20 protein-coding genes and 1 pseudogene are annotated in these 20,966 nt (G+C 73.0%); 8 read left to right on the top strand and 13 right to left on the bottom strand.

Annotated elements, in window-relative coordinates:
- Nucleotides 1-81 precede the first annotated feature (81 nt).
- The gene (locus ACNJ93_RS00275) at nucleotides 82-750 is read right to left on the bottom strand and encodes a hypothetical protein (RefSeq protein WP_418955234.1); all 669 of its coding nucleotides are present in this window, start codon (nucleotides 748-750) and stop codon (nucleotides 82-84) included.
- 121 nt (nucleotides 751-871) lie between these two features.
- On the opposite strand from ACNJ93_RS00275, the pseudogene ACNJ93_RS00270 reads away from it, so the two are divergent.
- A pseudogene (locus ACNJ93_RS00270) lies at nucleotides 872-1,210 on the top strand (hypothetical protein); the annotation flags it as partial.
- Between the two features lie 22 nt (nucleotides 1,211-1,232).
- Here the strand turns inward: ACNJ93_RS00270 and ACNJ93_RS00265 are convergent.
- The 3 genes from ACNJ93_RS00265 to ACNJ93_RS00255 all read right to left on the bottom strand — a co-directional run bounded on the left by ACNJ93_RS00265 (nucleotide 1,233) and on the right by ACNJ93_RS00255 (nucleotide 4,666).
- Nucleotides 1,233-2,072 (bottom strand): DUF4253 domain-containing protein, encoded by an 840-nt coding sequence (locus ACNJ93_RS00265; RefSeq protein ID WP_418955233.1) that lies wholly within the window; start codon nucleotides 2,070-2,072, stop codon nucleotides 1,233-1,235.
- 127 nt (nucleotides 2,073-2,199) lie between these two features.
- Entirely contained in the window at nucleotides 2,200-3,378 is a 1,179-nt protein-coding gene (locus ACNJ93_RS00260) for a Cmx/CmrA family chloramphenicol efflux MFS transporter (protein ID WP_418955232.1), read from the bottom strand.
- 286 nt (nucleotides 3,379-3,664) lie between these two features.
- Complete coding sequence (locus ACNJ93_RS00255; RefSeq protein WP_418955231.1) at nucleotides 3,665-4,666, bottom strand: DUF5937 family protein; 1,002 nt, start codon at nucleotides 4,664-4,666, stop codon at nucleotides 3,665-3,667.
- Nucleotides 4,667-4,781: 115 nt separating this feature from the next.
- Between ACNJ93_RS00255 and ACNJ93_RS00250 the strand changes: the two genes are divergently transcribed.
- Both ACNJ93_RS00250 and ACNJ93_RS00245 read left to right on the top strand, forming a co-directional pair.
- Complete coding sequence (locus ACNJ93_RS00250; RefSeq protein WP_418955230.1) at nucleotides 4,782-5,408, top strand: isochorismatase family protein; 627 nt, start codon at nucleotides 4,782-4,784, stop codon at nucleotides 5,406-5,408.
- Between the two features lie 167 nt (nucleotides 5,409-5,575).
- On the top strand, nucleotides 5,576-6,781 hold the full coding sequence (locus tag ACNJ93_RS00245) for an alpha/beta hydrolase family protein (protein ID WP_418955229.1): 1,206 nt from the start codon (nucleotides 5,576-5,578) through the stop codon (nucleotides 6,779-6,781).
- Nucleotides 6,782-6,817: 36 nt separating this feature from the next.
- On the opposite strand, the gene ACNJ93_RS00240 is transcribed toward ACNJ93_RS00245, so the two are convergent.
- From ACNJ93_RS00240 to ACNJ93_RS00230, 3 genes are all read right to left on the bottom strand, one after another.
- On the bottom strand, nucleotides 6,818-8,095 hold the full coding sequence (locus tag ACNJ93_RS00240; RefSeq protein WP_418955228.1) for an MFS transporter: 1,278 nt from the start codon (nucleotides 8,093-8,095) through the stop codon (nucleotides 6,818-6,820).
- Nucleotides 8,092-9,471 (bottom strand): MBL fold metallo-hydrolase, encoded by a 1,380-nt coding sequence (locus ACNJ93_RS00235; protein WP_418955227.1) that lies wholly within the window; start codon nucleotides 9,469-9,471, stop codon nucleotides 8,092-8,094. Before ACNJ93_RS00235 ends, ACNJ93_RS00240 begins: the two co-directional genes overlap by 4 nt.
- A gap of 140 nt (nucleotides 9,472-9,611) precedes the next feature.
- On the bottom strand, nucleotides 9,612-11,303 hold the full coding sequence (locus ACNJ93_RS00230; protein WP_418955226.1) for a protein kinase domain-containing protein: 1,692 nt from the start codon (nucleotides 11,301-11,303) through the stop codon (nucleotides 9,612-9,614).
- A gap of 332 nt (nucleotides 11,304-11,635) precedes the next feature.
- Between ACNJ93_RS00230 and ACNJ93_RS00225 the strand changes: the two genes are divergently transcribed.
- Complete coding sequence (locus ACNJ93_RS00225) at nucleotides 11,636-12,310, top strand: DUF5701 family protein (RefSeq protein ID WP_418955225.1); 675 nt, start codon at nucleotides 11,636-11,638, stop codon at nucleotides 12,308-12,310.
- Between the two features lie 226 nt (nucleotides 12,311-12,536).
- On the opposite strand, the gene ACNJ93_RS00220 is transcribed toward ACNJ93_RS00225, so the two are convergent.
- Nucleotides 12,537-12,998, bottom strand: coding sequence for a hypothetical protein (locus ACNJ93_RS00220; protein WP_418955224.1), 462 nt, complete (start codon nucleotides 12,996-12,998; stop codon nucleotides 12,537-12,539).
- Between the two features lie 391 nt (nucleotides 12,999-13,389).
- Between ACNJ93_RS00220 and ACNJ93_RS00215 the strand changes: the two genes are divergently transcribed.
- Nucleotides 13,390-14,952, top strand: a complete 1,563-nt coding sequence (locus tag ACNJ93_RS00215; protein ID WP_418955223.1) for a globin domain-containing protein — start codon at nucleotides 13,390-13,392, stop codon at nucleotides 14,950-14,952.
- 110 nt (nucleotides 14,953-15,062) lie between these two features.
- Nucleotides 15,063-15,776 carry a pyridoxamine 5'-phosphate oxidase family protein gene (locus ACNJ93_RS00210; protein ID WP_418961268.1) on the top strand — a complete coding sequence of 238 codons (714 nt, stop codon included), beginning with the start codon at nucleotides 15,063-15,065 and terminating at the stop codon, nucleotides 15,774-15,776.
- 12 nt (nucleotides 15,777-15,788) lie between these two features.
- Here the strand turns inward: ACNJ93_RS00210 and ACNJ93_RS00205 are convergent, their stop codons facing one another.
- The 4 genes from ACNJ93_RS00205 to ACNJ93_RS00190 all read right to left on the bottom strand — a co-directional run bounded on the left by ACNJ93_RS00205 (nucleotide 15,789) and on the right by ACNJ93_RS00190 (nucleotide 18,615).
- Nucleotides 15,789-16,835 (bottom strand): mechanosensitive ion channel family protein, encoded by a 1,047-nt coding sequence (locus tag ACNJ93_RS00205; protein WP_418955222.1) that lies wholly within the window; start codon nucleotides 16,833-16,835, stop codon nucleotides 15,789-15,791.
- Nucleotides 16,836-17,143: 308 nt separating this feature from the next.
- Nucleotides 17,144-17,365: a hypothetical protein gene (locus ACNJ93_RS00200; RefSeq protein ID WP_418955221.1), complete on the bottom strand. Its 222-nt coding sequence runs from the start codon at nucleotides 17,363-17,365 to the stop codon at nucleotides 17,144-17,146.
- Nucleotides 17,366-17,673: 308 nt separating this feature from the next.
- Entirely contained in the window at nucleotides 17,674-17,988 is a 315-nt protein-coding gene (locus tag ACNJ93_RS00195; RefSeq protein ID WP_418955220.1) for a hypothetical protein, read from the bottom strand.
- Between the two features lie 51 nt (nucleotides 17,989-18,039).
- Complete coding sequence (locus ACNJ93_RS00190) at nucleotides 18,040-18,615, bottom strand: TetR/AcrR family transcriptional regulator (protein ID WP_418955219.1); 576 nt, start codon at nucleotides 18,613-18,615, stop codon at nucleotides 18,040-18,042.
- Between the two features lie 143 nt (nucleotides 18,616-18,758).
- Here ACNJ93_RS00190 and ACNJ93_RS00185 point away from each other — a divergent pair, with 143 nt between their 5' ends.
- Together ACNJ93_RS00185 and ACNJ93_RS00180 are read left to right on the top strand one after the other, a co-directional pair.
- Nucleotides 18,759-19,577 (top strand): SDR family NAD(P)-dependent oxidoreductase, encoded by an 819-nt coding sequence (locus ACNJ93_RS00185; protein ID WP_418955218.1) that lies wholly within the window; start codon nucleotides 18,759-18,761, stop codon nucleotides 19,575-19,577.
- Nucleotides 19,574-20,722, top strand: a complete 1,149-nt coding sequence (locus tag ACNJ93_RS00180) for a DMT family transporter (protein WP_418955217.1) — start codon at nucleotides 19,574-19,576, stop codon at nucleotides 20,720-20,722. Before ACNJ93_RS00185 ends, ACNJ93_RS00180 begins: the two co-directional genes overlap by 4 nt.
- A 4-nt stretch (nucleotides 20,723-20,726) precedes the next feature.
- On the opposite strand, the gene ACNJ93_RS00175 is transcribed toward ACNJ93_RS00180, so the two are convergent.
- Nucleotides 20,727-20,960 carry a DUF5133 domain-containing protein gene (locus ACNJ93_RS00175; protein WP_418955216.1) on the bottom strand — a complete coding sequence of 78 codons (234 nt, stop codon included), beginning with the start codon at nucleotides 20,958-20,960 and terminating at the stop codon, nucleotides 20,727-20,729.
- Between the last annotated feature and the right edge of the window lie 6 nt (nucleotides 20,961-20,966).

Here is a 20,966-nt window from a genome sequence, read left to right as displayed (position 1 = left end):
TGGCCTTTCCCGTCCACCCGGGCCCGGCCGCCTCAGGCCACGGCGGCGCCGGTGCCGGCACGCCGGCGAGACGGCGGCCCCTCAACGAAGCCGCGGGTAACCGATCTCGCGGATGTCGCGCTCCAGTTCCGCGACGGTGATGTCGGCGTTCAAGGCGGACACGAGCTCCTGGTCCAGCGGCCGGAGCGCGTACACCTCGCTCACGCGCGCCAGATCGACCGGAACCTCGTAGTAGTCCTCGGCGAAGCGCTGGAACGCCACGGGCGAAGGGTCGACCAGGAGCCGGAACAGATGGCCCGCCCCGTCGGGGTCGTCGTACCCGGAGGGGAACGCGACCTCGCCGTGCTGCCACCGCTCGTCGCCCGATCCGCGCCACAGGAAGGCGGTCACGACGGGCACCCCCTCCTCGTCGGTGAACGCAGGTTCCTCGACGAAGTGCCGGAACACCTCGGGCACGGCGTCGACGACCCCCGGCCAGGGCTCGCCGTCATTGGCGTACGGACTCATCGGCGCTTCGTGGTCGAGCCCGCGTATGCAGGCCCCGTGCGCCGAGAACAGGATGGCGTACTCGTCCCCCGACCCGTTCCGCATCGACGCCAGCTCCTCGCCCTCGCCCCACGCGGCGTCGAACGAGTGGTACCGGCTCTCCCACTCCGGGCTGAGGATCGCGTCGAGCATGGCGAGCGCGCGGCACAGGTCCCGGAGGGCTGCGATGCGGGGCAGTCGGCGAGCGACGTCGGCAACGGTCATGGGCCCATGCAAGCGGACGCCTCTGACAGGAGCCCAGGCCGCCGCCCACGTCCGACCCTGCGCGCGTCCGCCCCTGTGCGCGGGGGCCCTCGCTGTCGGACCCGCCTGGAACACTCCCCGCATGTCTCTCGCTCGCCTCACCCTCGACCAGTGGCTCTCCTACGACCTGTCCGGCGCACGCCGCGTCGCGGAGTTGGCGGCCGAGCGCGTGCACGGGCGCGTCACGTCCGTCGCACCGACGGAGCACCGCGGCGCCGTGCTGCACCGGGTCGCCATCGAGCGCCACGGCACGGAGTTCGCCCTGATACCCGGAGGCACCGTGACCCTCGGGTTCGACCCCGACGCGTGGCAGCCCACCTCGGAACAGGCGGCGTCCTACGCCGAGAGCGAGGCACAGGGCTACGGCTTCGGCCCCGATCTGCGGGCGCACCTCACGCAGATCCTCAGCCCCCGCCGGACCGGCACCCCCTCGGGCTCGCCGCTCAGTCCCACCAGAAGGTCCAGTGGTGATTGCCCACGAGAGCCTCCTCCGCGTAGGTGAGCAGCGTCTCGTACCCCTGCCATACGTTGTCGGGACAGAACGCGAAATGCTCCGCAGCGACGGCGAGAGCCTCCTCCACGGTGCGGGGCGGTGCCGCCACGGACAGGTCGAGCCGGTCGAGGGAGAGGGCGACCACCCGTACACCGAAGCGATCCTCCCAGGATCGGAGTACGGCACAGAGACGGGCGGTGTCGTTCTCGTGATTCAGGGGGCCTGCCCAGCCGATCGCCGCCGGAAGATCCGCAGAGCGCGCCACGGGGACGAGCGCGAGCCGGGGGCCACTGAACCGATGCTCCGAGAGCTCGCCGACCACCTCCGCAGCCACGGCGTCCGCGTCAGCGGAAACGGGGCGCGACGGTGCAATCCCCGGCCAACTACCGGTATAGGGAGCCAGTATCCCGCCCCCACCCTCGTCACCGTCGTCATCCTCTTCGTCCTCGTGGTCCAAAGCCGCATCGTCCCAGAGCCCCTTGAGGACGGCTTCAGCGTCGTGATCAGCCGGCCGCGACGTCAAGGCAGGGTCCAGTGCACCGCGCCACCACTCCGCCACGTGCGTATCAGGCTCGAGCAACACAGGCCGAAGCCCCGTCCCGGCCGATGCGGCCGCGTACCGGGCCCAAGCCGCAGGCGTGGCGGTGTCATCGGCCACCCAGAGCAGAGGCTCGGCCCAGGGGCCGGAGTAGGTTTCGGCCACGAGCGAGCCCGGTGGCAGGTCGAGCCCCAAGGCGCTTCCGGTGGGACCCGTCGACAGCAGAGTCAGAGGGTTCGAATGCATCGGCATACCTGCGAAGCTAGCTCCCCCCACTGACAGCCGGGCCGCCGCGCCTGCAGCGGTCCAGCGGATGGCAACAGTCCATGGAGTGCGTCCGGATGGCCGGCGCTCCACGTTCACGGGGCGTTCGTGTGCGTCATTGAAGTACCTCTGCCCGACGGCCGCCCGCGAGCGTGGCGCGGAAGGGGAACGCGAGGAGCAAGGTGGTCGCGACCAGGAAGCCGCTGGCCCACAGGGGCCCGAGGTCGCCGGCCGTTGTGTCCAGGGTGGTCGCGGCGATGAGGGGGCCGGCGGTCGCGCCGATGTTGAGGGCTGCGGTGGCGTACGAACCCGCCATGGTCGGGGCTCCCGCGGCTTCGTGGAGGACGCGTGCGATCAGCGTGCTGCCCAGCGCGAACGACAGGGCGCCCTGCACGAACACGAGGGCGAGCAGGGCGGACGGATCGTCCGCCAGCACCGCCGTCGCGGGCCAGCCGACGAGCAGCAACGGGCCGCCGACCGCCAGGACCAGTCCCGGACGCCGGTCGGACAGCCGGCCCGCAACGGTGACCCCCGCGAAGGAACCGGCGCCGAAGAGCACCAGCGCGACCGGGATCCACAGGCCGCCGAGCCCGGCGGTGCCGGTCACGACCGGAGCGAGGAAGGTGAAGCTGCCGAACGTGGCCGCGTTCACCAGAGCGCCGAGCAGCATCACCAGGATCAGCGGCGGCCTGGTCAGCTGAGCGAGCTCCGCGCGCAGAACCGGCCCACCCGTCGCCCCACTCGACGCCACGCCCGCCGGGATCGCCCTCAGGATGCCGAGAGCCGCAGGCAGGCAGAGAACCGCGACGGCCCAGAACGTGGCCCGCCAGCCGAGCACCGTGCCGAGTACCGACCCACCGGGGACGCCGGCGATCGTGGCCACCGTCGTCCCCGACAGCAGCACCGCCAGCGCACGCCCTTTCCGCTCCGGGGGAACCAGCGCGGTCGCAGCCGTCAGGGCGACCGCGAGAAACCCCGCGTTCGCGAGCGCGGCGACCACGCGGGTCGCGAACAGCACCGCGAAGCTCGTGGTGACGGCCCCCACGGCATGCGCCGCCGCGAAGGCGAGGACGAAGGCGAGAAGCGTGGCGCGCCTCGGCCACGTGCGGGCGAGCGCGGCCACAAGGGGAGCGCCCATGACCATGCCCACCGCGAAGGCCGAGGTGAGAGCGCCTGCCGTCCCGACCGTGACGTCGAGATCCGAGGCGATGTCCGGCAGGAGGCCGGCGAGCATGAACTCCGAGGTGCCCATGGCGAAGACCGCCACGGCAAGCAGATACAGCGGAAGAGGCATCGAGTGGCTCCGAGGTGAGAGAAGTACGAGACGGTCATCTCGTCACCGCGGCCAGCCCAAGGCGGCCCGCTCGCCCGGCCGCAGAACGCGGCGCGCGACGGCAGAAGCAGGGCTACGGACTCAGTGGTTCAGGGGGCTGACGGCGTGACCGAAAGCCCCCACCGTGTCCGACTCAGGACTCGACATGCCCCGCACCCTACCGGCCCCCGCTACTGGCGACCATCGACATTTCGCGGCGGCGGGACCGGCGTCCCGGTCCCCACCGCAAGGACCGACCGTCGACGCCTCATCCCACCGCGCGCGTACACAGCGCAAGCCCCAGCGGCGAGCCGCTGTAGAAGACCTCGCGGCCGTTGCGGTGCCGGTCCAGCAGGCCGGCGGCGTGCAGGACCTTCAGATGCTGACTGACCGCGCCCGGGGCCATGCCCAGTCGGCGGGCCAGGATGACCGTCGTCACCGGTTCGGTCAGCGAGACGAGGATCTTCGCCCGGGTACGTCCGATGAGCGCGTCCAAGGCGTCCGGTGTCGGCACCGCCGCCTGCTGCCACACCGTCGCGACCCCCGGCGCCGGATAGATGAGCGTCGGCTGGTACGGCTCGGCCATCACCAGGGTGTCCGGCCAGTGGAAGACGCTCGGGACCAGGATGATGCCGTCGCCGATCATCGGGCCGCTCCGCCGCCACGCGAGCGTGCGCACGCGCAGTACGCCGTCGTCCCACCAGATGTTCTCGTGCAGGTCGTTGAACATCACGGCCGCGCCCTCGCGGGCGAGTTGGCGCGAGCGGCGCAGCACCTCGGACTCCAACAGGCCCCGGATCTGCGGCCAGTACGGCGCGAGGGCCGTGTCCCAGTAGAGGCGCAGCTGCGCGGCGACCCGGGCCGTCCCGGCGGCGGGATCGGCCAGGAACTCCCGTACCGGCGCCGTGTCGGCGGCCGGGACGCGCGCGACCTCGCCGGCGGTGGCCTCGGCGTCCGCCGACGCCACGGCGTCGAGTTCGGCGGCGATGTCCGGCAGCGGACCGACCGGCGGCGGCGTGAGGAAGTCCGGGACGTACGGCCCGAGGGGGCAGAGGGCGAAGAGCAGCCGCAGGTCCAGTGGGCGCAGCCGGGGTCGTACCGCACGGATCCACGGAAGGTGCAGGGCATGCCGGCCGGGGTCCTGGAGCAGACGCAGGCTCGCCACGGCCTCCGACACGGGGGAGAAGGCGAACCGCAGCCGCGCGAGATCGGCGGACGTGAAGGTGAACTCGGCGCAGCGCACCGGTGGTCGGGGCGAGGATTCAGGCACGGATGAAACATTCCTCCAGTTCGCGACGCGCGGTCAATCATCGTTCTCACGCAGCCCCCGGCCACCGGCCCGGAGGGGGCGTCTCCCCGTCCACGACCAGCGCAGAGGAACCGCCGTGACGAACACCAACCCCTTCCACACCCCGCTCACCGCCGACAACGCCGCCCTGCTCCTCGTCGACCACCAGATCGGTCTGTTCACGGGAGTCCGTGACATCGGCGTCGCCGAACTGAAGCACAACGTCACCGCACTCGCCCGCGCCGCGCAGCGACTCGGCGTGCCCGTGGTGGCGACGACGACATCGGCGGACGGCATGTGGGGTCCGCTCGTACCGGAACTCCGGGCCGTACTTCCCGCGGACCTGGAGGTGATCGACCGGTCGACGGTCAACGCCTGGCACGACGACCGGGTTCGCACCGCCGTCGAATCGCTCGGCCGCGACCGGCTCGTCGTGGCGGGCACGTCGTTGGAGGTGTGCGCGGCGCTCCCTGCCATCTCCGCCACCGCCGCCGGGTACACGGCGTACGTGGCCGTGGACGCCTGCGGAACCTTCTCGGCGACCAAGCGGGAGACGGGCCTGCTGCGCCTGCAGCAGGCGGGCGTGGTCGTGAGCGACTACGCGAGCCTCATGGTCGAGATGCTCGCCGACAACGACCACCCCGTCGCGCCCCATCTCTACGGCGACCTGGACATGCCCTTCGGGACCTTGGTGGGCCAGTTCGTGGCCGCGCGAGCACGCTGACCCCGCCGCTCAAGCCGGGCTGCCGCCGATCGGCGCGGCGGCGGCCCGACGAGGAGCACGGTTGCCCCGCGGGCCTGCGACCCGCACATCGCCCCGCCCCACGCCAGCCTTTCGGCTCCCGCCGAAAGCTTCGCCCCGGCCCGGCGCGCGCTCCCAAGATGCCGTCCATGACCTCGTACTCCACACCCGAACGACCCGAACGACCCGAACGACCCGAACGACCCGAACGACCCGAGCGCCCCGCAGCCCCCCGACGCCGTTCCCTCGCCAAGGGCGCTCTCGCCGGAGCCGCCGCCCTCCTCCTCCCCGCCGGCACCCCCACCTCTGCCGCCCCCGCCTCCGCCACCCCCCGCGACGGCCTTCGCCTGCGCCTCCCCGCACCCCGAGGCCCCCACCGCGTCGGCGCCCGCACGCTCCACCTCGTCGACCCCTCCCGCAACGACCCGTGGCAGCCGGAGATCGGCGTACGCGAAGTCATGGTCACCGTCCTGCGCCCGGCCGCCCCCGGCCATGGACACCGCCGTGCCCCGCAGCTCACCCCCGACGCCGCCGCACTCTTCACCGACGTCTGCTGGCGCATCCACCCGCACCTGCCGCAGTCCGGAGTCGACTGGGCGGCGACCCTGACCCACGCCCGGACCGGCGCCCCCGCCCAGCCGCCCGGCCGCCGTCCCGTGCTGCTGTACAGCCCCGGCGGCGGTGACGCCCGTACGACGGGCAGCTCCCTCGCCGTGGACCTCGCCTCCCACGGCTGGACCGTCGTCACGGTCGACCACCCCGGGGACGCGAGCGAGGTCGAGTTCCCGAACGAGCGGCCGGGCCGCGACCGCGTCCGGCCCACCGACCTGGCGGGCCCGCCCGACGCGGCCACCTTCCGCACGATGATCGACACCCGGGTCGCCGACCTGCGCTTCGTCCTCGACGCGCTCGGCCTGGACCGGGTCGGCGTCTACGGCCACTCCGCGGGCGGCACCGCGGCCGCCCAGGCGCTCCACGAGGACCGGCGGATCGCCGCCGCCGTCAACCTGGAGGGCTACCTCGACTGGGCGGACGGCGAACTGCTCCCGGTGGCCCGCCGGGGCACGGACCGTCCCCTGCTCCTGGCCGGCACCGACGGCTTCCGCGACGCGCGTCTCGACCGGTCCTGGGCGGCGCTCCTCGCCCACGCGGGCCCCGTCGCCCGGCGCCGACTCGACGACGCGCACCACTGGGTCTTCACCGACTATGCGGCCGTCGTGCCCCAGCTCCACAAGGCGGGTCTGATGACCGCCGAAGGGCGCGAGGCCATGGTCGGCCGGGCCGACCCCCGCGTCACCGTGCCGGCCGTGCGCGACCTCGTACGCTCGTTCTTCGCCCGCCACCTCCCCGAGTGACGGCGGCCGCCGGCCGGCGGCCCGCACACCGGACGCTCAGGACGCCCTCGGGACCTCCGTCATCCACCGCGCGGCAAGGAGCCCCGAACCGGCGGTGAGCACGGCGGCCGCGACGACGGTGGCGTTCAGCCCGAGGGCGTCCGCGAGGACACCGGCGACGAGGGCGCCCACGGCGTACCCGATGTCGCGCCAGAACCGGTACGTCCCGAGGGCATTGGCCCGCCACGACGGGTGGGCGTGATCGGAGACCGAGGCGATGAGCGCCGGGTACACCATGGCCGTGCCGAGGCCGAGCGCGACGGCGGAGAGGACCCCCGCGAGCAGGGGCCGGTCGAGCAGGACCAGCGCGAGGACGAAGCCCAGGGCCTGCAGCAGCATCCCGTACACGACGAGGGGTCTGCGGCCGATGCGGTCGGCGAGGTGGCCGGTGGGAATCTGACCGATGCCCCACAGGACGGGGTACAGGCCCTTGATCACCCCGACGGCCGCGAGCCCGAGACCGTGGTCGGTGAAGAGGAGCGGGAACACGCCCCAGGTCAGGCCGTCGTTCAGGTTGTTGATCAGCCCGGCCTGACTGGCCCCGCGCAGCGACCGGTCGCGCCACGAAGTACGCACGAAGGTGGCCTTCAGACCTCCGTCCTCGGGGGCCGCCCGAGGCCCGGCGGCGTGCTGGGCGAGTTCGAGGGCGACGTGGCCGGCGGTGTCGCGCACGACGAGCGCGAGCGCGAGCCCGGCGGCCACGAACACGACGCCGACGAGCTCGGGCACGGGCCGCAGGCCGTACGCGGTGGCGAGGTAGCCGGTGAGGAGCGCGGTGACGCCGACGGCGGTGTACCCGGCGGCCTCGTTCAGTCCCGTCGCGAGTCCCCGGCGCGAGGGTCCGACGAGGTCGATCTTCATGTTGACGGTCATCGACCAGGTGAGGCCCTGGTTGAGCCCGAGCAGCACGTTGGCCGCGACGATCCAGCCCCAGGACGGCGCGTACGCGAGGGCGAAGGGGACCGGTACGCCGACGATCCAGCCGGCGACCAGGAGCTGCTTGCGCCGGAAGCGCGCGGTCAGCGCGCCGGCGGCGAGATTCGTCAGGGCCTTGGTGAGGCCGAAGGCGATGATGAACGAGAACACCGCCAGGTCGCTGGTCAGCCCGAACGTCTCGGTGCCGATGAGCGGGACTGTGGTGCGTTCCAGCCCGACCAGGCCGCCCACGCAGACGTTGACGACGACCAGCAGGGCGAACTGGACCAGGTTCGCGCGCAGGCCGAGGCGTACGGGGCGGCCGCCCGCGCCGCCCGGCGTCGACGCCCCGGCCCTCACGCGCGCGAGTCCTCCGCGCCCTCCACGAGCCGCGTACCCTGCGCGGCGGCGTAGTCCGCGGGCCCGCCGGCCAGCACCGCGAGGTCGGTGTGTCCGGCGCGTTCGAGGAGGCTGGCGGCGGTCATGGCGCGCTCGCCGTGGCCGCAGGCCACGAGCGTGCCCCGAGGGGCGTCGGCGGCCCGGTGGGCGAGGTCGCCGAGTTCGATGTGGACCGCGCCCGGCACGTGCCCGCCGGCGAACTCCGCTTCCTGCCGCACGTCGGTGTACGCGCGGCCCCCGGCCCGGTCGGGTGCGACGAACGCCGTCGTGGCCTGCGGACCGCCGTCCGCGAGCCAGGCGGGCATGCCGCCCGCGAGACGGCCGGCGAGCCGCTCGTAACCGATCTTGTACGCCTGCCAGACGAGCTCGCTCACACTCTGGCCGTCGGCCGTCACGAAGGCGAGGGGCACGGTGTCGGGCACGAGCCACCCCAGCCAGGTGGCGAACTGCCCGCGCAGGGGAATGGAGACGGAGCCGGGGATGTGCCCGGCGGCGTACTCGGCGGCCGGGCGTACGTCGACGACGACACCGCCCTCGGCCACGAGCGCACGCACCCGGCCGGCCGTCAGCTCCGGGAGCGGCGGGGTGCCGACGACGACGGCGGGGCCGCGCCGGTTGGCCTCGGCGAGCCGGTCGAAGTAGGCGGGATACGTGCCCAGGCCCGCGACCAGCCGCCGTACGAAGGCGCCCTCGTCGGGGGCCGCGAGCAACGGATTGGCGCGCTTCTCCGCACCGATCGTGGTCGTGCGCTCCGCCCCCTGCGGGGCGGAACAGAACGAACCGGCGCCGTGCGTGGGCCATACCGCGGTGTCGTCGGGCAGCGCGGCGAGCCGGTGCAGCGAGCGGAACTGGGCGCGGGCCAGCTCCTCGGTGCGGTCGGCGCCGAGGAGGTCGGTGCGCGCGGCGGAGCGCACCAGCAGCGAGCCGCCGGTGAACACCCCCAGCTCCCGGCCGCCGTCGAGGAGCAGGAAGGACAGGTGCTCGTCCGTATGGCCCGGCGTGGCCAGCGCCCGCAGGGTCAGTCCGCCGAGATCCACCTCGTCGCCGTCGACCAGGCCGCGGTGGGCGAAGGCGCGCCCGCCGGCGGCCGAGGCCAGCACCGTGGCACCGTGGTCGTGGCCCAGCTGCACGGCGCCGGAGAGGAAGTCGGCGTGCAGATGGGTGTCGGCCGCGTACGCCACGGTCAGGCCGCGCCGCGCGACGGCGGCGCGCAGGGCACGCAGATCGCGGCTCGCGTCCACGGCGAGGGCGCGGCCGTCGCCGAGGTCGACGAGGTACGCGCTGTTGCCGAGTCCTTCGTCGACCAGCGGAATCAGATGCTCGTCGGGGAAGCCCATGGCTGCTCTCCTCGGGGCGGGACGTGCGGCCGGGGCGCGGCAGACCGGTGCACCACCGGACCTCGCTTTCCATCATCCATGGACAGGTGACGGAACGGAGGCGGAAGGCGCCCAAGAGGGGCACGAAGGGCCCTCGGCGGCTACCGCGGCTCCCAGAGGGTGAGCCGAGTGGTGTAGTCGGGCAGGCCGTCCTGGCTGCCGGTGATGCCGGTGACCTCCAGCATGGCCAGCCGGTCGTCCGTGGTGACCGTGCACAGGAGCGTCCCCACGGGGATGGTGGTGCGCAGCTCCTCCGCCTCGATCTCGTTGGGCAGGACGTCCGCCCGGGCCCCCTGCAGGCACTGCTCAGGCGTCTTGCCCGCGCTCTTGCCCATCGGCGTGTAGAACTCCCACCTGCCGCCCGAGATCTCGCTGAGCATGATCTCCCGGCCCGAGGTGTCCTGCACGACCTGCGGGATGTCGAGGTCGACCCGCATGATGTTGACCCCGCTGGGCGCACGGAGGCTGAGCGGCCGGTCCCGGAAGACGACGACGTAACCGGGACCGCCGGAACCGTCGGGACCGTCGGAACCGGAGCCGGCGTCGGTGCCGGAATCAGAACCGGATTCCGAGGCGGAAGGCGAAGCCGCCGCGCCCGGACCCGCGGACCGGGTCGGCTGAGCCGCCTCCCTGTCGTCGCCCCGCCCCCGGCCGTCGTCCAGCGTGCTGTCGCTGCGGGTGACCGTCCAGGTCAGAACGCCCGCCAGGACGAGGGCCACGGCGGTCGCGGCGACGATGGCGCGGCTCGGGGCGCTCCGCGGGCCGTGCGGGTCGGACGAGCCCTCCGGCGCGGACGGCGCCACGGTCGGTGCCCCGGCGAAGGTCGGGCTGTGCGGCGGGGGAGGCGGCGGCGCGTCCGCGACCGTCGGCTCGGGTGCGGCGGAGTCCACGGCGCTCCGGCGGGCGGACAGTCGCGCGGACAACGGCCGCGGCAGCCAGTCGGTGAAGTCGTTCAGCGGCCGGCCGGCGGCCTGCTCGCACAGCGCCGCCAGCTCGTCGGTGCCGACACGGGCGTCCGGGTCGGCGGCCAGGCAGCGCTCGAGCAGCGGGCGGAGCCGGTCGTCGTACGCGTCCAGGCGGGGCGGTCGTACGGCCGCGTTGGCGATCTGCACGGCGAGGGTGAGCGCGCCGCCGTCGCCGAAGGGGTGCCGGCCGGTCGCGGCGACGGCGGCGATCAGCCCGAGCGAGAACACGTCCGCGGCCGGCCCCACGGCCTCGCCCAGCGCGTGTTCGGGGGACATGAACTGCGGGGTGCCGACGACGCCGCCGGACGCGGTGAGCTGTGTGGCGTCGGCGGCGCGGGCGATGCCGAAGTCGATGACGTACGGGCCCTGGTCGCTCAGCAGGATGTTGCTGGGCTTGAGGTCCCGGTGCACGACGCCGGCGGTGTGGATCGCTCCCAGCGCCCGCGCCGTACAGCCGACGAGCTGCAGGACGGAGGTGAGCGGCAGCGGCCCGTACGCCGCGAGCGCCTCGTGCAGGGCCAGGCCGGGGACGAACTCGGAGGCCAGCCAGGGCTGTTCGCCGGTCGTGTCGTGGTCGAGCACCGGGACGACGTGGTAGCCCGCGACCCGTCGGGCCGCCCGTACCTCCTGCTCGAAGCGGCGGCGGAAGTCGGGATCGCCCCCGTACTCGCGCCGGATCACCTTCAGCGCGACGGGCTGCCCGCCGCGGGTGCGCGAGAGGTACACGGTCCCCATGCCGCCCTCGCCGATGCGGCCCAGCAGCCGGTAGCCGGCGATCTCGCGCGGGTCGTCGGCCCGCAACCGCTCCCTGGCGCTGTCCGTCGTCATGCCCGCATCCCCCGATCCATGATCACCTGCGTGCCCGCCACCCTAGCGGCTCCGCTCGCGGCCGCAGGGCTGCGCGCCCGGCCGCCCGCGCAGGTCCGCGGCCGACCGGTCACGGCCGGGCGCGAGCCGTCCCCGTCGGCGCGAGCGCGCCGATCACGGGAACGATCCGCCAACTCCCGGCGTTCCCCATGGGCTTGCGTCGCTTCACACAGAGCGGCGCACGGCCGGACCATCAGACCGCCGATCGTTTCATGGCCCGCCCGAGCGGGCGCCCGGCCGATCACCACCCGACCCCGCGCCACGGCGCGCCGACCGTGAACCGAAGGACCCACGTGCCCGAAAGCCCCACCACGCCAACTACGCCCACCACGGCCAACGCCCTCCCGACGCTCGCCGCGCAGGCCGAGCGTCTGATCGAGCTGGGCGTGCACGAAATGGCCGGAATCCTCGCCGACGAACTGCGCGCCTTCGCCGCGCGCGCCGGCGAGGCCGCGAACGACACGTTGCTCGCCGTCCACCCCGACCGCGTTCCCGCGTCCGCCCTCGCGCCCCTGCTGAACCGCGACGGCAAGCCCGGCTTCGTCGTGGTCGACATGCCGGACGTGGACGACTTCAGGCCGACCGACAGTGCTGTGGTGCCCGACGCGCCTCTCTACCTCGTCACCGGCATCGACCGCGGCGACCGCATGGCCAACTGGAGCCCCGAGGAGGCGCTGCCCGCGCTCACCAAGGAGGAGCGCACGCCACTGATCCTCACCGAGGGCATCCACTGGGTGCTCCAGCAGCCCGAGGCCCTGGAGCGCAACCGCTGCTTCATGACGATCGGCGCCCGGCTGCGCAAGCCGAACGGCACGTTCGACGCCCGTACTCCGGCGATCTGGATCAGCAACGGCACGGGCCGCGACGGCCGCGAGCGCCGCAACGCTCCCAAGGTCGGCTGGTGTTGGTGGGGCAACCGGCACACCTGGCTCGGCTTCGGCTCCGCCACCGGTCGCACGACACCGTAGAAGCAGTACGGAGCAGGGCACGGCTCGACCCGGCCCGGCCACGAGGGGGTGCCGTCTGCGACAGCGTGCGACGCTGCTCGCGGACGGCACCGACATCCGACCCCCGTCACAGGGCAGCGATCCGCGCGTCCATCTCCATCGCGATCTTCATGCAGGGGTCCGATCGACCGCACGCCTGGCGCAAGAACGACCCCGAACCCCCTGGTCGCCTACCTCCTGGCCACCGTCAGCCGGCATCCCCCGCACGCAGCGCCGCACGAACCAGCGTGACATCCGCGGCGGGGACGGCCAGTTCCCAGTCACGGTCAGCCGCTTGCAGGGACACGAGACGGAACATCCCCCTGGCGACCGCCCCACTTCCCGGGCCGGTGACAGGGCCCGTCCCATGAACATGGAACGGAGCCACCAGGGCGACACCGCCGCCTGAGCCGCCCCCGAGCACACGAAACGGCCGCCACACCACCGGCGACGTCGCGGCAGGATCCAGGATCAGCGACCCCTGCCGGAACCGGCGGCCGTCACGCACGAACGCCGAGACCTCCCGCGCCTCCCCGGCGTTCCACGCCACGAGATCCGCCTCGGCGCGCTGCCGGGCGTCCCCGACGAGTTGCTCGACGAGGCGGCTCGGATGCCGGATCAGGTCCGTGAAGGACTGCGATCCCGCAGCCCGCCGTGCTGTGCGTCCCACCGTGGGCCCCCTGTGAAGAAGTCGCGTGCACCGTGTGAGGGGTTGGAGCCCTCGCGCATGTTTTCCGTCAGTGAATTCCTCATATTCGCATGGCGTATCCCTCGCCGTATCGTTCGAACTCGTCAGTAACTCATGACGAAGTCTGGGCCCCTGACTTCCAGACAGCGCTGACCTGCTGAAACGCGATCACTTTGTAAGGATCGAAGATCCCGTTCATGGATTCACGTCGGCGGGGTATGGTCGTCCCCGTTCGAACGCCGAGGCATGCCCTGGCACGCAAGTGCGGTGTATGCCGCCGGATTTCAAGGGATGGGGGAAATCCCGGGGATTTCCGATAGGGAGAGGAAAATCCGGGCACACCCGGACCCTGCGTACGAAGACCGACCGAAAGATGTTTAGGCGAGGCAGACCGATGGATGACAGCACCGGCGGCACCAGTCGGGACGCGGGCTGGTTCGGTCGAAGCCCGCAGCGTCACCAGCAGGACAATGGGGGCGAGGAGCGGGCTGCGGAGGACCGCGTACCGAGCCGCCCCGTGGCGCCGATACGTCCGGTGGGCAGCGGTGCGGACAGAACCCGTACGGCACCCCAGCAACCGGCCCCCACCCAGCCCCAGGCTCCGACACCGACTCAGGCCCCGGCGCACCCGCGCGTCCCGGCCCAGGCCCAGCCCCCGGCAGCGGACCCCCGAGTCCCGGCCCAGGCCCCGGCCCCCGCACACGCACTTACACCGCCCCCGGCGGCCCAGCCGGCGCCCCACCCCACGCCACACCCGGTCGCGGCCCCCACCCCGACCCCCGCCGCGACTCCGCCCCCGCCCCCCGAGGACACCTCGGACGCCGCGCTCCTCCGACGCACCATGGCCGAGATCGAGCCCATCGCCGACAAGGTCACCTCGTACTTCTACGCGCTGCTCTTCCTCAAGCACCCCGACCTGCGCGACCTCTTCCCCGTGGCGATGGACACCCAGCGCGACCGCCTCTTCCGGGCGCTGCTCACCGCCGCGACCCACGCCGACGACGCGCCGACACTGACCACGTACCTCACCCACCTCGGCCGAGGGCACCGCAAGTACGGCACACGCCCCGAGCACTACCCGGCCGTCGGCGAGTGCCTCATCGGCGCCCTCTCCCAGCACGCCCCGCGCAGTTGGGACGCACGTACCGAGGCGGCCTGGGTGGCCGCCTACACCACCATCTCCCAGATCATGATCGACGCGGCGGCGGAGGACGAGCTGCGCGCACCGGCCTGGTGGGACGCGGAAGTGGTCGCCCACGAGATGCGGACCCGCGACATCGCGGTCGTGACGGTCCGCCCGGACCAGCCGTACCCCTTCCTCGCCGGACAGTACGCGGCGCTGGAGACCCCCTGGTGGCCACGGGTCTGGCGGCACTACTCCTTCGCCTCCGCGCCGCGCTCCGACGGCCTGCTCTCCTTCCACGTCAAGGCGGTGCCGGCCGGCTGGGTCTCCAACGCCCTCGTGCACCGCGCCCGCCCGGGCCACGTGATCCGCCTCGGTCCGCCCGCCGGCTCGATGACCGTGGACCACAGCACCGACAACGGGCTGCTCTGCCTCGGCGGCGGCACCGGCATCGCGCCCATCAAGGCCCTGGTCGAGGACGTGGCCCAGCACGGCCACCGCCGTACCGTCCAGGTGTTCTACGGGGCCCGGTACGACCACGACCTGTACGACATCGAGACGATGCTGCGCCTGCAGCAGTCGCACCCGTGGCTCTCGGTCCGCCCGGTCGTCGACGAGGGCCCCGGCGGCACCCTGGGCTGCCGGCTCCCCGAGGCCGTGTGCGAGTACGGCCCCTGGCACACCTACGACGCGTACCTGTCCGGCCCGCCCGGCATGATCCGCCGCGGCGTCGACACGCTGGTGGGCATCGGCATCCCCTCGCACCGGATACGGCACGACTCCATCGAGGAACTGGTCGGAGCAAGGAATTGAGCACATTCGAACAGGCCGGTCGGCACCGGAACGCGACGACGCCGTCGCCACCGCCCACGCTGCGCACCACGCGCCCGGGAAGCGACGGCGAACACCTCCTCCAGCAGCGCATGGGCACAGCCGAGCGCGCCGACAGGTTCTACGCCGAGCAGGTGCTCGACCGGCTCAACGCCCGGATGCGCCAGTTCGCCGCGCGCCAGGAGATGTTCTTCCTCGCCACCGCCGACCGGCACGGCGAGTGCGACAATACGTTCCGCGCCGGCCCGCCCGGGTTCCTCCACGTCCTGGACGACCGGACCCTCGCCTACCCCGAGTACCGGGGCAACGGCGTCCAGGCCAGCCTCGGCAACATCGAGGAGAACCCGCACGTCGGCCTGCTGATGATGGACTTCCTCCAGGACCGCATCGGCCTCCACGTCAACGGCCGGGCCCGCATCGTCCCCGACGACGAGATGCGCCGCGCCCACCCGGGGCTCGCCGTCGACCCCGTACCGGGGCGCCGCGCCCAGGTGTGGGTGGAGGTCTCCGTCGAGGAGGCGTACATCCACTGCGCCAAGCACATTCCGCATCTGCAGAAGGTGCCGCGCGACGGCGCCGGACGCTCGTGGGGAACCGACGACGTCCGGCGCAAGGGCGGCGACTTCTTCGGCGCCGCCGCCGAGGCCCCGGAGCGCGGCCCGTTCCTTCCCCCGCCCCGCGCCAGCGCCGCGACCTGGCGCGCGGCGGCAGAGAAGGCCCTGGAACGGGCCGAGAGGCGGCCCGCCGAGGCCGAGGCGGAGGCGCAGGCGTTCCGCGGCTGGTTCCACAGAGACGTGACCGCCTGAACGGGCGCGGCCTCACACGTCCTGCCGCGACGGGGCCGCCCGCTCGGTGACGATCCGGGGCAGAGCCCCCGGATGCTCGCGCACGAGCCAGGCGACGAGTTCCTCGCGCACGGCGCAGCGGGTGGTCCACAGGTCGTCGGCGTCCTTGGCGGTCACGATCGCCCGGACGGTGATGCCGGTGGGCGAGGTGTCCGTCACCGACAGGTCCCACCCACGGCGGTCCCACGTCGGACAGGTCTCCAGGAACTCCCGCAAGTGGGCCCGCATGAGAGGCACAGGCGTGGAGTGATCGCAATGGACCATGACGGTCCCGGTCATCTCCGAGCCGCCGCGCGACCAGTTCTCGAACGGCCGCGAGGTGAAATAGGAAACGGGCAAGGTGACCCGCCGCTCGTCCCACGTCCGCACGGTGAGGAACGTCAGCGTCACCTCCTCCACCACGCCCCACTCTCCGTCGACGACGACGGTGTCGCCGATGCGGACCATGTCGCCGAACGCTATCTGGAAGCCCGCGAAGACGTTGCCGAGCGTCGACTGCGCGGCGACGCCGGCCACGATGCCGATGATCCCGGCCGAGGCGAGCAGGGACGTGCCGAGCGTCCGGAAACTGGGGAAGGTCACGAGCGCGAGCGCGCCCGCGAGCACCCCGACGGCCACCGACACGACCCTCATGAACAGCGTGACCTGTGTACGGACCCGGCGCACGCGCGCAGGGTCCCGGGACCTCCCGGCGTAACGGGCGTACGAGGACTCCACCACGGCGGACGCGACCCGCACCATCAGCCAGGCGCCCCCACCGATCAGGCACAGCAGCAGCACATGATCCAGCACCTCGGAACGCCGCCCGGACGACCCGGCGACGGGGTAGGCCCACCGCACCAACACAGTGAGCAACACGACGTACAAGGGGCTGCGACACCGCCGCAAGAGCCCCCACAGCGGCGTCCCGGGATGACGGGCGTCGGCATACCGCGCCAGATACTCCGCCGCCCGCACGACGGCGAACGCCACCAGCGCGCAGACGCCGAGGACGACGGCCAGCCGAAGGATGTACTCCATGTCTCCCCAGTCGACGAATCGAACACCATCGCCCTTCGCCTCACCACCCCACCGCCCCGCAAACGCCGTATGCGCCCCCACCGGCAGAAATGCGCTCGACCGACCCGAGCCGTCCCCCTACCGTGAGGGCATCGGGAATGCGCGCGTTCCCGCAGGCTGCGGTGCCGTGGCAGAGCGGCCCATTGCGATCGACGTGAGCGAGGTCCCGCCCACGTCGACTGGCGGTCACGGGGCGGCCCTGCCCCCAACTGCCCGCGGGTTCGAATCCCGCCGACACCGCAGCCGCCCCCGCACTCACGCCCCGGCGATCACACCGGCGGTCGGTTCCACCGGCCGGCGAGGTGGTCCTGAAGCTCGAGGTGCCGGAACTGGTACGCGGCTCCGGCCGTGCGCAGGATGCCGGCCCGGTGGCACACGTCCAGGAACCGGCCGAATCTCCAGGGCAGCACGTTCCGGGCGAGCACCAGGAACACCACGTACCGGAAGAACAGCGAGTGGAGGACGAGCGTGCCGAAGAGCGCGAGAGGCACGAACGCCGCGGCGGTCCCTTCCTCCAGGGCGCCGCCGGTCCACGAGGTGGCGGCCGTGCGCAGGGCGACGGCCTGGCCGGGCTGCCTCTCGCGCGCGAGTCGAGCACCAACGCCAGGGCCGCCAGGGACTTTCCGGTCCCGGCGTCGTCCGTCCTGCCGCTGCCCGTGATGACGAGGCGCTGCGGAGACAACCGTGCGTGCAGCGCCGGCAGATCGCCGAGCCACCTCTCGGCCGGCGCGCCTTCCACCTGACCGTGGACGTGCACGGTGCAGGCGAGGTCGATCCGCCCCCGCGCAGGGGCACTTGATCAGATGGCCGGGTCGGTGCCTCGGAGGAGGTCCCCGCGCTCGACGTGAACGTCGCCCGCGCGTGCGCCGCTCAGGAGGAGCCGGGCGCCGTGAGGCGGATCCACCTCGTCGACGGTCACTTCGCGGTAGCGCCGGATCTCCGTCAGGACCAGGTCGACGGCGCGTCCGTCCCGACCGGTGCAGCGGAAACGCGTTCCCAGCCGCGTGGTCGCCAGGCAGCGCACGATGACCGCGAGTTGATCGGCGCCGACGGCGTCCACGCACACGACCTGGACCTCGGGCCGGGCGGCTGGTGGCGGGGGAGTGGTGGTCACCCGATCCATGATCCCAGAAACCGCGTCGGCCGACCTGCCGTTGACGGCGGCTCAGGTGCGGGGCCCCGCGCCGTGCAGCAGGGTGTCGATGATGCGCGCGGCGAGGGTGTCGGGGTCGCCGCCGTCCGTGTCGCCGTGCAGCGATTCCCCGAGGAGCGCGTAGTAGACCCGGCGCACCCAGTCGAGGTCGGCCGCCTCGTCGATGAGCTTCTCGTCCTGGGCCCGCTTCAGGACGGCGATGCAGCGGCGGTCGATGTCCTCGTGGAGACGGGCGGCCTCGCTGTCCGGGTCCGCCGGCAGCTCCAGCGCGAACGTCCAGGCGCTCTTGACCTGGAGCACATTGGCCGTGATCCGGTGCATCGCCACCAGCGGCGGCGCGGTGTCGGGTCTGCCGTCGTCCACGGCCTCGGCGAGCTGGCGGGCCGCGGACGAGGCCAGGGCGTCGACCAGAGCCTGCCGGTTGGCGAACCGCCGGTGGATCGTCGTACGCGCCACTCCCGCGGCCGCGGCGATCTGCTCCATGGAGGCCCCGGGCTCCTCGGCGAGGACCCGCTCGGCCGCCTCCAGGATGACGCGCACACTCCGCTCCGCGTCCGCCCGCAGCGGTCGCCCCGCAGTCCCAGTCATGACGCCTCCTACCAGCCCGCTTATCCAAGGGAACAGTACACCGAAGACGCATCAAGGTGAGAACCTGCAACAGGACTGTTGCAGCTATAGCAATTACTGCTACCTTAAACGCACAGTTTTGATTGGACTGAAGGGGGATCTCCATGCCCAGCACCGCCCTTGTCACCGGAGCCTCGTCGGGTCTCGGCGCGGAGTTCGCCGCGCAGCTCGCCGCCCGTGGACACAACGTGATCCTGGTGGCCCGCTCCGGCGACCGGCTCGCCGCGCTCGCCGAGCGCCTGACCGCCGAACACGGCGTCCGCGCCCACGTACTGGTCCAGGACCTCGCCGAACCGGACGCGGCCCGCCGCGTCGCCGAGGAGCTGACGGCCCGCGGGCTGAGCGTGGACCTGCTGGTCAACAACGCCGGCTTCGGCACCTGCGGCCGCTTCGAGGAGATTTCCGGCGCCCGCGACCACGACCAGCTGATGGTCAACGTCGTCGCACTCGTCGACCTGACCCACGCACTCCTGCCCGGCATGCTCGGGCGCGGCGGCGGCGCGGTGGTCAACGTCGCCTCCACCGCGGGCTTCCAGCCCTCCCCGTACTTCGCGGTGTACGGCGCGGCCAAGGCGTTCGTGCTGAACTTCGGCCTCGCCCTGCGCGAGGAGTACCGCCGACGCGGCGTCCGCGTGCTCACGGTGTGTCCCGGCCCGGTCGAGACCGCCTTCTTCGACACCATCGGCACCCGCCGCGCGGCCGTCACCGGCTCCTTCACGACCCCGGAGCCCGTCGTACGCGCCGCGCTGCGCGCACTGGACCGCGACCGCGGCTACGTCGTCCCCGGATTCGGCAACGCCCTGGCCGCGCACCTCACACCCCGCCGCCCGCGCACCCTGGTCGCCGCCCTCGCCGAACGCATCACCCGCAAGGTCCTCGACCCGACACCCGCCGCCACGACACCGCCGGTGCATGCCGCATGAACGCCGCAACCGCCCCCGCCGGTGCGGCCGCCGCGATGCTGCTCGTCGGCACCTCGACAGCCGTCTCCGCCACCATCGCCGACTACCCGGTCCTCGCCGGACAGGCCCTGCGCTACGGGTTCGCCGCCGCGATCCTGCTCGCGGTCGTACGCCACCGCCGCCCGCCCCGCGTCCGCCTGACGGCACGCGACGTACTGCTCCTGGTCGCCCTCGCCGCGACGGGCCTGGCCGGATTCAACCTCTTCCTCGTCGAAGCCACCCGCCACGCAGGCCCCGCGATGATCGGCACCGTGGTCGGAGCCGTCCCCCTCGTCCTCGCCCTAGCCGGGCCCCTCATGGAAGGCCGCCGCCCGGCACCACATACGGTCGCCGCCGCGCTCGTGGTGGCACTCGGCGCAGCCGTCGCCGCCGGCCTCGGCTCGGGCAGCCTCACCGGCCTCCTGCTCTCCCTGGGTGCACTCGCCTGCGAGGTGGCCTTCTCCCTGCTCGCCGTCCCGCTCCTGCCCAGACTCGGTCCCCTGAGGGTCGCCGCCTACCCGGCCGCACTCTCCGTCCCCCTGCTGCTGATCGCGACCCTGGCCCTGGACGGCCCGACGGCGCTTCAACTCCCCACACCCACCGAGGCGACCGCCTTCGCCTACCTCGGCGTCATCGTCACGGCAGCGGCCTTCTTCCTCTGGTACGACGCGCTGCGCCACCTCGGCGCCGACCGCGCGGGCCTCTTCGCCGGCCTCGTACCGGTCGGTGCCCTGCTCACCACCGTCGCCCTCGACCTCGGCACCGCAGGCCCCGCCGACATCACCGGCGCCCTGCTCGTAGCAACAGGCGTAGCCCTCGGCCTACACAGCAAGGCCCCGGCCCCGGCGCGGCAGCAGGGCACGCCCTCCGGTACGCAGCAGCCGCCGCGCCACGAGGCGCCCACCCCACACGATCACCGGCAACGCCCACACCACCGTGCGCACAACCACCCGCCGCACCACCGCACTGGGCGTCCACCGAGCAAGCCTCCAGCGCCGCCGCCGCACCAAACCCCACCGACGCCTCCGCTTCACGACTCTCATGACCGCCTCACCACCACCGCAGGCATTCCTGCACCTGCGCCTGCGCCACCCGGCGGGTTCCAAACCTCGGATCGCCGGCGGTGACGGCTCAGACGCGGCGGGGCAGGATCGAGTCGTCGTGGGCCCGCGCACCAGGGAGTCGGTAGCGGCCCGCGACGAGCGCCGTGTCGACGTCCCGCGTCCCGGTGGCGATGCACAGGGAGTACCCGAGGTCGTCCAACCGCCGACGCACCTCGGGACTCCCGTTCTCGGCGCGCAACAGCAGCAGCGTCTCGTACTGCTCGATCAGATTCCCCAGCACCACGGGATGCGCCATCAACATTCCTGA

This window comes from Streptomyces tritici (genome assembly GCF_048500665.1).
GTDB classification, from domain to species: Bacteria; Actinomycetota; Actinomycetes; order Streptomycetales; family Streptomycetaceae; genus Streptomyces; species Streptomyces tritici.
This window is presented reverse-complemented; position numbering and strand designations above follow the sequence as displayed.

Coding starts and splice junctions, on each gene's coding strand:
- ACNJ93_RS00275 (WP_418955234.1), bottom strand. CDS start 750: ATGACCGTTGCCGACGTCGCTCGCCGACTGCCCCGCATCGCAGCCCTC.
- ACNJ93_RS00265 (WP_418955233.1), bottom strand. CDS start 2,072: ATGCCGATGCATTCGAACCCTCTGACTCTGCTGTCGACGGGTCCCACC.
- ACNJ93_RS00260 (WP_418955232.1), bottom strand. CDS start 3,378: ATGCCTCTTCCGCTGTATCTGCTTGCCGTGGCGGTCTTCGCCATGGGC.
- ACNJ93_RS00245 (WP_418955229.1), top strand. CDS start 5,576: ATGACCTCGTACTCCACACCCGAACGACCCGAACGACCCGAACGACCC.
- ACNJ93_RS00235 (WP_418955227.1), bottom strand. CDS start 9,471: ATGGGCTTCCCCGACGAGCATCTGATTCCGCTGGTCGACGAAGGACTC.
- ACNJ93_RS00230 (WP_418955226.1), bottom strand. CDS start 11,303: ATGACGACGGACAGCGCCAGGGAGCGGTTGCGGGCCGACGACCCGCGC.
- ACNJ93_RS00215 (WP_418955223.1), top strand. CDS start 13,390: ATGTTTAGGCGAGGCAGACCGATGGATGACAGCACCGGCGGCACCAGT.
- ACNJ93_RS00210 (WP_418961268.1), top strand. CDS start 15,063: ATGGGCACAGCCGAGCGCGCCGACAGGTTCTACGCCGAGCAGGTGCTC.
- ACNJ93_RS00205 (WP_418955222.1), bottom strand. CDS start 16,835: ATGGAGTACATCCTTCGGCTGGCCGTCGTCCTCGGCGTCTGCGCGCTG.
- ACNJ93_RS00190 (WP_418955219.1), bottom strand. CDS start 18,615: ATGACTGGGACTGCGGGGCGACCGCTGCGGGCGGACGCGGAGCGGAGT.
- ACNJ93_RS00185 (WP_418955218.1), top strand. CDS start 18,759: ATGCCCAGCACCGCCCTTGTCACCGGAGCCTCGTCGGGTCTCGGCGCG.
- ACNJ93_RS00180 (WP_418955217.1), top strand. CDS start 19,574: ATGAACGCCGCAACCGCCCCCGCCGGTGCGGCCGCCGCGATGCTGCTC.
- ACNJ93_RS00175 (WP_418955216.1), bottom strand. CDS start 20,960: ATGTTGATGGCGCATCCCGTGGTGCTGGGGAATCTGATCGAGCAGTAC.